Genomic DNA, 13251 nt, shown 5'->3' with positions numbered 1-13251 from the left:
GGATGTAGATCTCGTTCAGAGCAGAGCGGCCCAGACGCCGGGACCGAAGACGATGGCTACTGCCAACGACAGCAGCAGCCCGACCCCGCAGAAGATGGCGACCGCCTTGAACTCTTCCGCGTCCACGTCCGCGCCGGTCGCTCGCGCCAGCGCTTTCGCCGCCCATTCCATGCCGATCTCCTCAAAGTAAGAAGACACCGTACTAGCGGACTATCGCATAGGCTGCGTGTGAACTGGCTCTCAATATGGAACCAACCTCTGGACGCGAACGTGGAGTTGGGAAGCGGCGCAAAAAAGGAACCTGATCGATTTAGTATTGTTTTACCGTAGACCGTCCCGCCCCCAGGGACCGGGATAGGATTCGCATGGAGATTTCTGATCGGTTCGAAGCCTCCCAGTCCGGCGAGGGACGATACCGTCTCCTTGTCGAGGCGATCACCGACTATGCGATCTATATGCTCGATCGCGAGGGCCATGTAACCAGCTGGAATCCGGGTGCCAGGCGCTTCAAAGGCTATGAAGCGGAAGAGATCATCGGCCGGCATTTTTCGACCTTCTACACGGACGCCGAACGGGAGCAGAAAGTCCCTGCGTTGGCTTTGGAGGAGGCCGAGCGCACCGGTGGTTTCGAACGCGAGGGATGGCGCGTACGCAAGGACGGCACGCAGTTCTGGGCTCACGTCGTCATCGACGCCATCCGTTCTCCTGATGGAGAGCTTGTGGGGTTCGCCAAAATCACCCGCGATCTGACCGAACGAAGAGCGGCCGAGGCCAAGTTACGCGAGAGCGAAGCGCAGTTTCGGCTGCTTGTGCAGGGTGTGACCGACTACGCCATCTACATGTTGGATGTTGAGGGCAACGTCGCGAGTTGGAACGCCGGTGCGCAGCACATCAAGGGGTACGCCCCGGAAGAAATCATCGGTCGCCATTTTTCCAATTTCTACACGGAAGCGGATCGCGCCGCGGGTCTTCCACGAACAGGCCTGGAGACCGCGGCACGGGAAGGCCGGTGGGAACACGAAGGCCAAAGGGTTCGAAAAGACGGCACACCATTCTGGGCGCATGTCGTCATCGATGCGATCCGGGACGACGACGGCAAGCTAATCGGATTCGCCAAGGTCACGCGGGATATCACTGAGCGGCGTGAAGCCGAAGCCGCTCTCCAGGCGGCGCAAGCGACGATGCTCCGCTCTCAGAAGCTCGAGGCCATCGGGCAACTCACCGGCGGCATCGCCCACGACTTCAACAACCTGTTGCAGGTCGTCAGCGGCAATCTGCAACTGCTCAGCAAAGACATCGCGGGCAATGCCCGGGCCGAGACGCGGGTCCAAAGCGCATTGGCTGGCGTCGCCCGCGGCTCAAAACTTGCCTCTCAATTGCTTGCCTTTGCGAGACGGCAGCCGTTGGAGCCTCGCGTGGTCAACGTCGGCCGTATGATAAAAGGCATGGACGATCTGCTGCGTCGCGCGCTGGGCGGAGAGATCGAAGTGGAAACGGTAGTTGGCGGCGGGCTGTGGAACAGCCTCGTCGATCCGGATCAACTTGAGAATGCCATTCTCAACCTCGCGATCAACGCGCGAGATGCGATGAATGGCGAGGGCCGGTTGACGATCGAAACCAGCAACGCCTTTCTCGATGACGAGTACGTACGCCAACACGACGATCTGGCTGCCGGCCAGTATGTGATGATCGCGGTCACCGACACAGGCACCGGCATCCCGCCAGACATTTTGGAGCGGGTCTATGAGCCCTTCTTCACCACCAAGGCGGAGGACAAGGGGACTGGTTTGGGGCTTGCCATGGTCTACGGCTTCCTCAAACAATCAGGCGGCCACGTCAAAATTTACAGCGAGGTCGGCGCCGGAACGACAGTGAAGCTCTACCTTCCGCGAGAGATGGCGGCCGAGGACAAGCTCGTTAGCGCCACCACCGGCGAAATCAAAGGCGGCGAGGAAACCGTGCTCGTCGTCGAGGATGATGACGAGGTACGTGAGGTCGCGGTCTCCATGCTTACCGAGCTCGGCTACCGCGTCGTCAAGGCGAGAGACGCGGCCGCAGCGCTCGCCATCGTCGATAGCGGCATTCCGATCGATCTGATCTTCACCGACGTGATGATGCCAGGCACGCTGCGCAGCCCGGAGTTGGCGCGCAAAGCGAAGGAACGGCTTCCCGATGTGGCCGTCCTTTTCACCTCCGGTTACACGCAGAACGCCATCGTGCACGGCGGACGGCTCGATCCTGGAGTTGAACTTCTGGCAAAGCCCTACACGCGGGAGGCGCTTGCCCGAAAGGTCAGACATGTGCTGGCCAATCGCGCCCAACCGCGCGTCGCGGCTCCAAACTCGGCTCCGCCAGCCGACGAAGACGTGGTGAAAGGGGCGACTGTGCTGCTCGTCGAAGACGACGAACTGATCCGCTTGACGACAACAGAGATGCTGCGCGATCTCGGGTGCCATGTTCGAGAGGCCGGCACCGCACATGAGGCATTGAGGGTTCTGGACGAAGTTGCGGTGACGATCCTTCTCACGGACGTCGGCCTTCCCGGGGTGTCCGGCTTGCAATTGGCAAAGGACGCGCGCGGACGGTGGCCAAATCTCAGCCTTGTTCTGGCGACCGGAGACAGCGGCGTCCGATCCGAGGCGGCGCTCCTAGGCGCAGAGCTTGTCGTGAAGCCGTATACCCCGGACTCCCTGCGACGAGGATTGGAGAGCGTTTTGAAGGCGAAAAAATCGTCCTAGAAGTAGCCGTGGCAAGGTGAGAAGACGGGGATTCGATCGGCCCTATTCCGCGATGGCGAAGATGTACGGACCGCGACGCGTGCCCGAAAAATTCGGTCGTTTCCCGAGAGAATTGGCGCTCCGACCGTCTCAACTGAGAGCAGCGGCAGCGGAAGCCACGCTGATGGTCCCGGACGCGCTGATCGAGCGCGGGCACTACGGCGAACTCAAGATGCCGGTGGCGATCATCGCGGGCGAGCAGGACAAACTCGTCGATATCGAGACCCAGTCCGCCCGGCTGCATTCCGAACTACCGCACAGCAATTTTCACCGGCTCGCTGGAAACGGTCACATGATCCAGCAGACCGCGACGGAGGACGTCATGTCTGCCCTACGCGAAGTTACTGACGCGGCGACAACCGCCGCAGCGTAACCGATCGAGAGGGACGGACTGTCTGGTATCTGCTGCCGCAAGAGACTATCAGCTTAACGCGATTAGGTCGCTTCCATGTGCCGATATCAAAGGTCTTGAGGCGGGCACTCCGGGCAGGTGTCGCCGATCGAATCCAGCACGTCCCTGATCTCTGCGATCGCGTCGTCCGCGGACAGACCGGAGGGCGGACCCTGCTTCGCGATGTCGAAGGCGATCTCCCGGGCATGCGGGTCGGCCCGATCCTTCGCCCAGCCATGCTCCTCGCATTCGTGGATGGCGCCCGCCTCCTGCAGCACGCCGATCGCCCAGCCCCGCAGCGTGCGGATCGCCGGTCGTCTTTCCAAGGTTTTCAGCATAGAAAACACTCCTGCCGGGACGAATCCTTCAGCCCGGCCTCCCGTTCCGGGCAATTAGCATGGGTCAGGGATTCGAAATCCGCAGGACTAATGTTGTCCACCTGTTCCGCAGTGATGAGCGTGCAAACGCTAGTTCTGGCGGCCGCATGCACGCGGAGCGGCGGAAGAGGCCCAAACGATCCCCCAACGATCTAAAATCCGCGCCGCCGACGTGCCTCGCCTAACGGAACTCTGACGCAGGATTTCGTGTGGCCCCGAGGGCAGCGGAGGTCACGGTCAGGGCCCCTTGCCTCGATTCAGCAGACCGCGCGGAGTCACGGCGGTGGCTTTAATTCGGTCGAATTCGCCCAATCGTCGAGGTGGGATGCGGTCTCCGCCTGGCGGGCCTTCCTCAGCATCTCGTCGCGACCGGGACCCGGCGGCAGCGCCGAGGCTTTCTCCCGCACACCGTTCGCGAACGCGACAAGCCGGTCTTTCAGAGATATCTTCTGCTTGAAACGATGCCGCTTCGTCATGCGACCCCGCTGCGTACTGGGCGGGAGCGCGACCGGCGTTCTCATCATCGATGGAAGCCTCCACCGGGGCGATGACGGCGAATGCTACAACGATCTGCTGCGACGGCATTGAAAAAGTTGCCCTTGCCTCGCGGTCTTTAGGGGTCCTGGCGCGGTGCCGGCGGTTCGGCCGGCCCCCGGTGTTTCAGGCTTTTCTCGCTTCACCGACCGCGATGCTCTAGACTGTTCGGGGTCGGTAGGAGTGCGGAATTCATGGGCGTGATCGAGCGGAACAACGTTCGTCTCGGAGGGGAAGGCGACCGGGCCATGATGTTCGCCCACGGTTTCGGCTGCGACCAGAACATGTGGCGGTTCGTCGAGCCGGCCTTCGAAAAGGACTTCCGAACGGTGCTGTTCGACCAGGTCGGCGCCGGCGGATCCGATCTGAACGCCTACGACAAGGCGAAGTATTGCACACTCGGCGGCTACGCCGACGACGTCGTTGAGATCGGGCGGGAGATCGGGCTGAAGAACGCCGTCTTCGTCGGTCACTCAGTCAGCGCGATGATCGGCGCGCTCGCTACGCTGAAGGCGCCCGGCATGTTCGGCAAGTTGGTGATGGTCGGACCCTCGGCGAGGTACATCGACGATGGCGACTACGTCGGCGGTTTCGGAGAGACCCAGATCGAGGAGCTCCTGCAGTTTCTGGAGGCCAACCACATGGGCTGGTCTGCCCAGATGGCGCCTGCGATCATGGGCAATCCGGATCGTCCCGAACTCGGCGAAGAATTGACCAACAGCTTCTGCCGGACCGACCCCGAAATCGCCAAGGCGTTCGCCCGCGTCACGTTCACGTCCGACAACCGCAAGGACCTGCCGGAGATCGACGTTCCGACGCTGATCCTCCAGTGCAGCGAGGACGTCATCGCGCCGCTGGCCGCGGGAGAATTCGTCGCTCGATCCATTCCGAACAGCAAGTTCATCGTCTTGGAAGCGACCGGCCATTGTCCGAACCTCAGCGCGCCGGACGAGGTCGTCTCCGCGATGAAAACCTTCGTCTGATCCGGTGTCCGTTCCGCCGGTCCACGACTTCCAGGACATTTTCGAGACCGCCCCCTGCGGCTACGTCGTACTGGGCAAGGACGGTCGGATCGAACTGGTGAACAGGACGCTGCTCGGGTGGACCGGATACGCGGCCGAGCGGATGATGGGGAAGCGGCTCGGCGACTTCCTCAACATTGCGGGCCGGGTCTTCTACGAAACCCATGTCGCCCCGCTGCTGCGGATGCAGGGCTCGTTCAGCGAGTTCGCCATCGACTTCGTCGCCGCTGACGGCAAGCCGATCCCGATGATCGCCAACGCAGCCGAGGGTCGGGACCCGGCGGGCAAGCCGCTGTTCGTGCGCCTGGTGTTCATGAAGGCCACGGACCGCCGCCGATACGAAACACAGCTGCTGCAGGCCCGCGATGCCGCGACCGTGAGCCTCGCCGACGAGAGGGAGACGTCCGAACTGCGAGAGCAGTTCATCGCGGTGCTGGGGCACGACCTCCGCAACCCGCTCGCCTCGATCAGCGCCGGCGCTCGCATCTTGGGCCGGGACGCGAAGACGGATCGAGACCATCAGATCGTCGCGATGCTCCAGAGCACCGTCGTCAGGATGGCCGGGCTGATCGACAACGTGCTCGACTTCGCCCGAGGGCGGCTGGGCGGCGGCATTACTCTCGATCGCAACGCCAGGACGCCGCTGGAACCTGTGCTGCACCAGGTCGTCGACGAACTGCGCCTCTCCTCACCGGGCCGCGAGATCATCGAGGAGTACGCCATCGACCGTCCCGTGAACTGCGACAGTTCTCGGATCGGCCAACTCGTTTCCAATCTGTTGGGAAATGCGCTCACGCACGGGGCCTCGAACCAGCCAGTGCGCCTTCGCGGGGCGACGGAAGGCGGACTATTCAAGCTGTCCGTTTCGAACCGAGGCGAACCGATTCCGGCGGCCGCGATCGCGAAGCTATTCGAGCCGTTCTTCAGGGGAACCGTCAGGGCGAGCCGGCAAGGTCTCGGGCTCGGCCTTCACATCGCAGCGCAAATCGCGAAGGCTCATGAGGGTACGCTGACGGTGGTGTCCACGGCGGTGGAAACTCGCTTCACGTTCGAGATGCCGCTTAGATGAATGTTTCGGAATAGCGTCTTCAGATTCCCGCGCTATGCGGAGGTCTGCTCGCCGACCGGTCGGGACCTTCGGCACATCGGGCGTCCAGTTCCAAGTTTCGCGCCGCGGAGGCCGGTCCCGGCGGATCAACCGAACCCATCGATCAGATCGAAAGGCCGAGTTGAGGTTCGTCGTGATCGTCGACATGCAGCGAAGAGAGCGACACTCCGAGAAGCCGGACCGGTTTCCTGACAGGCACCTCGTTCTGCAGCAGGGCAGTCGCCAGGCGTTCGAGATCGTCGCGGCAGCTGACGACGGAGGGTACGGATCTGCTGCGCGTGACCATCTCGAAGTCGCTGTACTTCATCTTCAGCGTCACGGTCCGGCCTCGCGAGCCCTTTTCCACGCAGTGCCGCCAGACCTTGTCGATCAAGGGCTGCAGTTCGGCGGCCATGGCTTCGAATTCGGTAAGGTCGTCGGAGAACGTGTTCTCCGCGCCGACGGATTTCCGGATGCGGTTCGCGCGGACCTCGCGCTCGTCGATGCCCCTGGAAATCCAATAGTAGTAGGCACCCGATTTGCCGAAGTTGGCCTGCATGAAGTCCAGCGTCTGGTTGCGCATGTCGAGACCCGTGAATAGCCCGAGCGAGTTCATCTTCGCTCTCGTTGCCGGCCCGATGCCATGGAATTTTTCGACGGGCAGCGCTTCGACGAACGCCGGCCCCGTTTCGGGCGTGATGACGTACTGGCCGTTCGGCTTGCGGTGGTCGGAAGCGAGCTTCGCGAGAAACTTGTTGTACGAGATGCCGGCCGAAGCGTTCAAGCCGGTCGTCTCCTTGATCTTGGCGCGGATCGCGAGCGCGACATCGCGCGCCAGCGGGATGTTCTGCAGGTTGTCCGTGACGTCGAGGTAGGCTTCGTCCAACGACAGCGGCTCGATGATCGGCGTGTGCTCTTCGAAGATCTCGCGGATCTGCTGCGACACCGCTTTGTAGACTTCGAACCGCGGCTTCACGAAGATGAGGTTCGGACACTGCCGTTTGGCCGTGACAGACGGCATCGCTGATCGGACCCCGAACTTGCGGGCTTCGTAGCTCGCGGCCGCCACAACACCCCGCTCACGGGACCCGCCGACGGCGACCGGCTTGCCGCGAAGCTCCGGTTGGTCGCGCTGCTCGACCGATGCGTAGAAGGCATCCATGTCGACGTGGATGATCTTCCGCTGGCGAGGCGAACCGGTCGCCTGGTCATCGTCGTCGTTGGTCACGCCGCAGGTCCGGCCGGGTCTTCCTTCACCCCGCGGGCCACGATCCGCAACGCCCCGTCCGGAAGCGGGCGCTGCAGCTTCAAGGCCTCGTCTGCCGGCGCCGTCATCCAGGTCTCGACCTCGTCGGGCGTCGTCAGGATCACCGGCATCGCCTTCGGATGGATGGCGCCGACCTCGGCGTTGGGCTCCGTGGTCAGGAAGGCGTAGAGGTCGTTGGTGGTTTCGCCTTCCTTGACTTTCCTGACCGACGTCCAGTTTGTCCAGATGCCGGCGAAGCAGAGCAGCGGACGGGACTCGTCGATCGCGAACCAGATGTCTCCGCCTTCGGCCTTGTTGAACTCGCTGAACGAGTTAAACGGCACCACGCAGCGGTGCTCCGGATCCAGCCATCGCGTCCAATGTTTGCTCTTCACGTTGCGGATGTTGGTGGTGCCGCCGTCGGGCTCCATCCGGAGTAATTCCTTGAAGTCGACAGTCTTGCCCTTGGCTTGCAGCTTTTCCGCGCGCTTCTTCGTGGCGTCCATCAACGCTTTGGACGACGACGGCATGCCCCAGCGGGCGGCGGCGAGCTCGCGGCCGTCGGTGCCGGTCCGGATGATGGGCGCCTTGTAGTCCGGAAACACGCCGGGCATCGGCGCGAGGTTGCCGACGTACCTGTTGACGACACGGAACAGCGCGCTGATGGCCGTTTGGTTGGTGGTGATAGAGTAAAGATTGCACATCGTCAGGTCTCCAGAGCGGCCTGGCGGGGGCGCTGCGCCAACTGTAGCAGCGTCGCCGGCGGCCGGCGATTGGCTCTGGCGCATTTGCTGCAGCGGAGCCGGCTCGCCAGATCGTGCACGAAGGTCGTCGATGGGTGAGCAAGCGAGGCCAGATCGACGTCGCGCGCGGCCTTGCAGCGCGAGCACTCGATCTGCAGCCAGCTATACCCCTACAGCTCGCCTTTCATTCTAGAGGCGATTTATGTCGACGAGCTCGACGTCGCCAATGGCGCCGACACTTTGGCCACCCGTACGGGCGCCCGGACCGGAACGCTTCGCGCTGCAGTCCACTGCCATTTCACGAATTCTTGGTTCCGATTTCCAACGGCACGTTTGCACTGTCAAGAAATTCGACGGTGGTGAACCACAAATCTGCATCTCCGACGTTCTTGAGATCGTGGATCTTGTACTCGCCCTTTCCGTAGACGAAGTGACGCGTTTCACCAGCCGAATAAGTTGCTTCGACGATCGTCCCGTCCTCCGCATATGACCGAGCCCGCCCCGGTGTCACCGAAGTCCAGAAATAATCAAGCACATGACGGTGAAAGCCGATGCGTTCCCCCGGCGCGAGCCGTATTTCCCAGACGCGCACGCGCTCAGTTTCCGATAGGAGGCGGGTCCCGACCCGCCCATTAAATTGGTTGGTGTCGAATTCCTTCTGAATCGAATCGGGCCAAGCCACCCTGCCCGTTTTTGCCACGCTGGTTTCCATATCGCATTTCCGTTGGTTTGGGGATCTCCGAAAACCGTCATTCGACGGCCAGGCCCGTCTGGGCCCGAACGTGCTGCGCTCCATAAGAGGCGCGGACCGATGCGGCCGCCGCGCTGCGGTCCAGCATCGACACTGCCCACGATACCGCGAAGGCCAGCGGAACAGAAACGAGTGCCGGATTGTCATATGGAAACGGCGCGGGACCGAGCCTGAAGGCGGCGGTCCACACGCCGGGACTAAGTGCGACCAACCCGACCGACGCCAACAGGCCGGCGAGCGAACCGGCTACTGCTCCGCGTGTCGTGAGGTTCGGCCAGACGATCGAAAGAAGTATAACCGGGAAGTTGGCACTCGCGGCGATCGCGAAGACCAGCCCCACCATGAACGCGATGTTCTGATTCTCGAACAGGACGCCCAATGCCATCGAAATGACGCTGATCGCGACCGCGGCGGCCTTCGAAACGAGTACTTCCTCGCGTTCGTTCACGCGCCCCCTCCGGATGACGCGTGCGTAGAGATCGTGGCTAACGGCAGAAGCGCCCGCGAGGGTCAGTCCTGATACGACGGCCAGGATGGTCGCGAATGCCACCGCAGAGATGAACCCGAGCAGCAGCGACCCGCCGACGGCGTCGGCCAGATGGAGGGCCACCATGTTGACGCCACCCAACAAGCCGCCCGACGGATCACGGAATTGGGGATCCGCCGAAACGATCGCGATGGCGCCGAAGCCGAGCACGAAAAGCAGACTGTAGAAGATGGAGATAAATCCTGTCGCAACTAGAACCGAGGTTCGGGCCTGTCGGGCGTCGCTTACCGTGAAGAAGCGCATGAGGATGTGCGGTAGACCGGCTGTGCCGAAGATCAGGGCCAATCCGAGCGAAATTGCAGACACCGGGTCCTTGACGAGACCGCCAGGAGCCATGATCGCGCTGGCCTTCGGGTGCAATGCCACGGCTTCCCGGAAGAGCGCCTCCAGACTGAAATCAAAGTGACTGAGAATCAGAACCGACATCAGCACCGATCCCGCCATCAACAGGACGGCTTTGATGATCTGCACCCAGGTGGTCGCGAGCATTCCTCCGAAAGTCACGTAGACCATCATCAGGACGCCTACGATGCCGACCGCATAGATGTACGGAAGTCCGAACAATAGCTGTATGAGCTTTCCGGCCCCGACCAATTGAGCGATCAGGTAGAAGACCACGATGACAAGGGTGTTGGCGCTGGCGACCGCCCTCACCGGCACCTCCGAAAGGCGATATGCCGCGACGTCGGCGAACGTATAGCGGCCGAGGTTGCGCAGAGGCTCCGCGATCAGGAACAGGATCATGGGGAAGCCGACGAGAAAGCCTATCGCGTAGATCATGCCGTCGTAGCCCGACGTATAAACGAGAGCCGTGACGCCTAGGAAAGTCGCCGCAGACGTGTAGTCGCCTGCGATCGCGAGTCCATTCTGGACACCCTTCAAGCCGGCACCCGCGGCATAGAAGTCCCTTGCCGTGTTCGTACCTCGTCTGGCCGCCCACAACGTGATGCCCAGACTGACGGCCACGAAGCCGAGAAACATGACAATCGCGGTCGCATTCAGCGATGGCCGTGTGCCCGTCGCTGATACCAGCGCATCGGCTGCAACGGGACTTGAAAAGAGCGCGAATGGGATAGTGAAGAAAGCCGCGTAAACCGGGCGTACGATCATCGCAGATTCTCCTGCAGAAGTTGATTGAGGCGATCAAAACGGGAATTGGCCCGTCGGACGTAGAGGGCCGTGAGCAAGAAGCCCAAGGCGATCATGCCGACTCCGATCAGCACCCCCCAGGTAATGACAGTGCCGTTCCAGAGCGGGTGCCCCAACAGGTCCGGCCGGAACGCTACGGTCAGGATGTAGGCGAAGTATGTGGCCGCCATGACGACCGACATACCGACCCCAAGGCGCGCCCGCTCGCTCGTCAGCTGTCGAAACGCTGGATTGTTCTGAATGGCTTGCAGATCCATTGGTTGATCGTCCTCCCTCTTCGAATTCTTAAACTTCGTCACGCGGCGATTCCCGTCGTGACGGCGGTCTCAGCCATCACCGCCTCGGGGCTGCGGTGACGCTCCGCCAACTTCCGCTCTTCGGCGGTCGCAATCTGGGCCTGCATGTAGGCGCCCAAATCGCGCGCCCGACGAACGACCGCCGATCCGAACGGAAGCCGAGCCGATTCAAACTTCACCAGTGCCTCTGACAGATCTCCTGGGTGGTCCCGCAGCGCGTCGACGAGGGCGGCTGCGTCTCCCGCGGCCTTCGTCACTCCCATTCCGACGTGCGGTCGGGCCACGAAGGCTGCGTCGCCCAGGATCACCGTTCGGGGTCCGAGAGCCATTCGTGGCGTTTCGAGATCCAGGATCGCCTGTATGAACGGCTGACGCGTGAGGCGAACGACCTCGGCGAATTGGGGCGCCAACAATCGCTCCGCGTCTCGCCGCATGGAGGCGATCACCTCCGGGCGAATCCGGATCGGCGGAATGGATAGTTCGTGGCGAACGCCGTCGATGTCCGTCAGGAGATCGGCCAGCCCGTGATCGGCGTCGGCCGGACGGTACCAAACGAAGTTGTAACGCCGCTCGCCGACGCCCATCTCTTCGTTCAGCCCGGCTACCGGATAGCCAAGCATCTGCTCCCCCGGAGGGAGGCTGAAACCGAACCAGTCGCACAATTCCGCGCGGGTCTTCGGAGACAAGTCCCGTTCATCGACCAGGCCTCGCCATGCGATGTAGCCGGCGTATCCGGGACGGACATCCGCAGCGAGCTGGGCCCTGACTGACGAAAAAATGCCATCGGCGCCGATCAAGAGATCTCCGGAAGCCTGTGAACCGTCGGAGAACCGCGCCGTTACCTGACTCCCTACCTCGGCTACCGCCGCAAGGTTCTTGCCGTGATGGTAGCTCTCGGTTGGAAAGGCCGCCCTCAAAAGCCCGTAGAGATGGCCCCAAGACGTGAGTACCTGACGCAACCCGAGTTCGCCTTCGATGCGGCCGCTACGATCGAGCACCCGCCGGCCTGGGACGGCTACTCCAACGGCGGCCGCTTCGGTATCAATGCCGACCCGCCCCAGCACTTCGAACAACTCGCGGTGCGTAACGATCCCCGCGCCTCGGCCGGCCAGTTCGGCGCCGATGCGTTCGTATATGTCGACCTTCCAGCCTTCGCGTCGCAGGAGTAACGCCGCGAACAATCCGGCCATGGAGCCACCGATCACCAAGGCTTTCGGCTGCGCTTCGCGTGTACTGCGATCGTTCGTCATCGGCGGCCTCCTTTCAATGAGCTCGACGGATCGTCGAGCCGTTATTTATCGTTTGATCAATTATTGCGACGGCGTTGACCGGAGTCAATAATTATTTATCATCTGATAAATATAAAGTGAGCGGTTTTGGCGGCTCAGGCGCTTTGGGAGTACGGTGTATGACTATAAAAAATGGCGCTAAAGCCAAAGAAGCAGATGTGAGGAAATCTATCGCTCCTCGTCCCAGAAAACCGGTCCGAGATCAGCAGAGGCTAGACCCGTCCGAGCGGGAGGCCATCATCGCACGCGAGGCGGTCTCCTTCTTCGCCGAGCACGGGTTCGAAGGACAGACGCGTGAACTCGCCAGGCGACTGCGGATCACACAGCCCCTGCTCTACCGATACTTCCCCAGCAAGGAAGCCCTCATCGAACGAGTTTACCAGGAGGTCTTTGTCGAGCGCTGGAAACCGTCATGGGAAAAAATTATCGCCGACCGTTCTGTTCCCCTTAAGACGAGGCTGACCCAGTTCTACCGCGAATATGCCGAAGTCATTCTTACGTACGAATGGATCCGCCTGTTCATGTTCGCGGGCCTGAAGGATCTCGGATTGAACGCCCGCTACCTGAAGATGCTGCGCGAACGCGCATTCGAAAGGGTGATAGAGGAGATCCGGTTCGAATACGGACGTCCGTCCACCCGCGAGGTGCCGACCGCCGTCCTCGAGATCGAAATGGTGTGGGGACTTCATGCGGCGATCTTCTATTTGGGAGTGCGTCAGTTCATCTATTCCATGCCCCTCGAAGCGGACGTCAATTCGATCATCGACGCGAAAGTCACGACATTCCTTGGAGGTATCCGCTCCGTTCTGCCGACGAAATCGGGGATGTGAACCGGATCCTCCAAGCGCTCAAGATCACCGAGCATCGTCCTAACCTCGTCGCCATCGCTCATTCGGAAATCCGATACGCCGAAATATAGTCATCGCCCCAGCGCGTGAACGAAGGCAGCAACCTGAAATGCAGCGTCGAAAGATGATCCCGACGCGGCCCTGAATCGTCAAGCTGAGCGCGTTCAATTCGGTTTCGTTCGCGCGCTGGCGCC

General features: G+C 61.8%; 14 protein-coding genes and 1 pseudogene. 5 read left to right on the top strand and 10 right to left on the bottom strand.

Annotated elements, in window-relative coordinates:
* Positions 1–15: 15 nt before the first annotated feature.
* Positions 16–171 carry a hypothetical protein gene (locus ACPPVR_RS03325; protein ID WP_426612857.1) on the bottom strand — a complete coding sequence of 52 codons (156 nt, stop codon included), beginning with the start codon at positions 169–171 and terminating at the stop codon, positions 16–18.
* 194 nt (positions 172–365) lie between these two features.
* Here ACPPVR_RS03325 and ACPPVR_RS03320 point away from each other — a divergent pair, with 194 nt between their 5' ends.
* Both ACPPVR_RS03320 and ACPPVR_RS03315 read left to right on the top strand, forming a co-directional pair.
* Positions 366–2738, top strand: coding sequence for a PAS domain S-box protein (locus ACPPVR_RS03320; protein ID WP_426612856.1), 2373 nt, complete (start codon positions 366–368; stop codon positions 2736–2738).
* A 52-nt stretch (positions 2739–2790) separates the two neighbouring features.
* Positions 2791–3150, top strand: coding sequence for an alpha/beta fold hydrolase (locus tag ACPPVR_RS03315; protein WP_426616319.1), 360 nt, complete (start codon positions 2791–2793; stop codon positions 3148–3150).
* Positions 3151–3236: 86 nt separating this feature from the next.
* Here the strand turns inward: ACPPVR_RS03315 and ACPPVR_RS03310 are convergent, their stop codons facing one another.
* Both ACPPVR_RS03310 and ACPPVR_RS03305 read right to left on the bottom strand, forming a co-directional pair.
* Positions 3237–3506, bottom strand: a complete 270-nt coding sequence (locus tag ACPPVR_RS03310; protein WP_426612855.1) for a hypothetical protein — start codon at positions 3504–3506, stop codon at positions 3237–3239.
* Positions 3507–3820: 314 nt separating this feature from the next.
* Complete coding sequence (locus tag ACPPVR_RS03305) at positions 3821–4021, bottom strand: hypothetical protein (protein WP_426612854.1); 201 nt, start codon at positions 4019–4021, stop codon at positions 3821–3823.
* Positions 4022–4273: 252 nt separating this feature from the next.
* Here ACPPVR_RS03305 and ACPPVR_RS03300 point away from each other — a divergent pair, with 252 nt between their 5' ends.
* The gene (locus ACPPVR_RS03300; RefSeq protein ID WP_426612853.1) at positions 4274–5062 is read left to right on the top strand and encodes an alpha/beta fold hydrolase; all 789 of its coding nucleotides are present in this window, start codon (positions 4274–4276) and stop codon (positions 5060–5062) included.
* A gap of 4 nt (positions 5063–5066) precedes the next feature.
* Positions 5067–6170, top strand: coding sequence for an ATP-binding protein (locus ACPPVR_RS03295; protein ID WP_426612852.1), 1104 nt, complete (start codon positions 5067–5069; stop codon positions 6168–6170).
* Between the two features lie 142 nt (positions 6171–6312).
* On the opposite strand, the gene dinB is transcribed toward ACPPVR_RS03295, so the two are convergent.
* From dinB to ACPPVR_RS03260, 7 genes and pseudogenes are all read right to left on the bottom strand, one after another.
* A complete protein-coding gene (gene dinB / locus ACPPVR_RS03290) occupies positions 6313–7350 on the bottom strand; it encodes a DNA polymerase IV (RefSeq protein ID WP_426616318.1) in 1038 nt (345 codons plus the stop codon).
* Positions 7351–7412: 62 nt separating this feature from the next.
* Entirely contained in the window at positions 7413–8138 is a 726-nt protein-coding gene (locus tag ACPPVR_RS03285) for an SOS response-associated peptidase (protein ID WP_426612851.1), read from the bottom strand.
* Positions 8139–8140: 2 nt separating this feature from the next.
* Positions 8141–8347 (bottom strand): annotated as a pseudogene (locus tag ACPPVR_RS03280) (hypothetical protein); the annotation flags it as partial.
* Between the two features lie 128 nt (positions 8348–8475).
* A complete protein-coding gene (locus ACPPVR_RS03275; protein ID WP_426612850.1) occupies positions 8476–8889 on the bottom strand; it encodes a hypothetical protein in 414 nt (137 codons plus the stop codon).
* A 37-nt stretch (positions 8890–8926) separates the two neighbouring features.
* Positions 8927–10585: a cation/acetate symporter ActP gene (gene actP / locus ACPPVR_RS03270; protein WP_426612849.1), complete on the bottom strand. Its 1659-nt coding sequence runs from the start codon at positions 10583–10585 to the stop codon at positions 8927–8929.
* Complete coding sequence (locus ACPPVR_RS03265) at positions 10582–10881, bottom strand: DUF485 domain-containing protein (RefSeq protein ID WP_426612848.1); 300 nt, start codon at positions 10879–10881, stop codon at positions 10582–10584. Before ACPPVR_RS03265 ends, actP begins: the two co-directional genes overlap by 4 nt.
* A 38-nt stretch (positions 10882–10919) precedes the next feature.
* Positions 10920–12170, bottom strand: coding sequence for an FAD binding domain-containing protein (locus tag ACPPVR_RS03260; protein ID WP_426612847.1), 1251 nt, complete (start codon positions 12168–12170; stop codon positions 10920–10922).
* A 158-nt stretch (positions 12171–12328) separates the two neighbouring features.
* Between ACPPVR_RS03260 and ACPPVR_RS03255 the strand changes: the two genes are divergently transcribed.
* Positions 12329–13039, top strand: coding sequence for a TetR/AcrR family transcriptional regulator (locus ACPPVR_RS03255; protein WP_426612846.1), 711 nt, complete (start codon positions 12329–12331; stop codon positions 13037–13039).
* Positions 13040–13251 lie beyond the last annotated feature (212 nt).

Origin of the sequence: Bradyrhizobium sp. McL0616 (assembly GCF_049993385.1) — a bacterium.
Lineage (GTDB): Bacteria > Pseudomonadota > Alphaproteobacteria > Rhizobiales > Xanthobacteraceae > Bradyrhizobium.
Note: the sequence above shows the minus strand (reverse complement) of the source record. Positions and strands in the feature narration are given on the sequence as shown.

Bases quoted from the DNA above. Each gene is read 5' to 3' on its own strand.
- ACPPVR_RS03325 (WP_426612857.1), bottom strand. From the start codon at position 171: ATGGAATGGGCGGCGAAAGCGCTGGCGCGAGCGACCGGCGCGGACGTG.
- ACPPVR_RS03320 (WP_426612856.1), top strand. From the start codon at position 366: ATGGAGATTTCTGATCGGTTCGAAGCCTCCCAGTCCGGCGAGGGACGA.
- ACPPVR_RS03315 (WP_426616319.1), top strand. From the start codon at position 2,791: ATGGCGAAGATGTACGGACCGCGACGCGTGCCCGAAAAATTCGGTCGT.
- ACPPVR_RS03310 (WP_426612855.1), bottom strand. From the start codon at position 3,506: ATGCTGAAAACCTTGGAAAGACGACCGGCGATCCGCACGCTGCGGGGC.
- ACPPVR_RS03305 (WP_426612854.1), bottom strand. From the start codon at position 4,021: ATGACGAAGCGGCATCGTTTCAAGCAGAAGATATCTCTGAAAGACCGG.
- ACPPVR_RS03300 (WP_426612853.1), top strand. From the start codon at position 4,274: ATGGGCGTGATCGAGCGGAACAACGTTCGTCTCGGAGGGGAAGGCGAC.
- dinB (WP_426616318.1), bottom strand. From the start codon at position 7,350: ATGGATGCCTTCTACGCATCGGTCGAGCAGCGCGACCAACCGGAGCTT.
- ACPPVR_RS03285 (WP_426612851.1), bottom strand. From the start codon at position 8,138: ATGTGCAATCTTTACTCTATCACCACCAACCAAACGGCCATCAGCGCG.
- ACPPVR_RS03275 (WP_426612850.1), bottom strand. From the start codon at position 8,889: ATGGAAACCAGCGTGGCAAAAACGGGCAGGGTGGCTTGGCCCGATTCG.
- actP (WP_426612849.1), bottom strand. From the start codon at position 10,585: ATGATCGTACGCCCGGTTTACGCGGCTTTCTTCACTATCCCATTCGCG.
- ACPPVR_RS03265 (WP_426612848.1), bottom strand. From the start codon at position 10,881: ATGGATCTGCAAGCCATTCAGAACAATCCAGCGTTTCGACAGCTGACG.
- ACPPVR_RS03260 (WP_426612847.1), bottom strand. From the start codon at position 12,170: ATGACGAACGATCGCAGTACACGCGAAGCGCAGCCGAAAGCCTTGGTG.
- ACPPVR_RS03255 (WP_426612846.1), top strand. From the start codon at position 12,329: ATGACTATAAAAAATGGCGCTAAAGCCAAAGAAGCAGATGTGAGGAAA.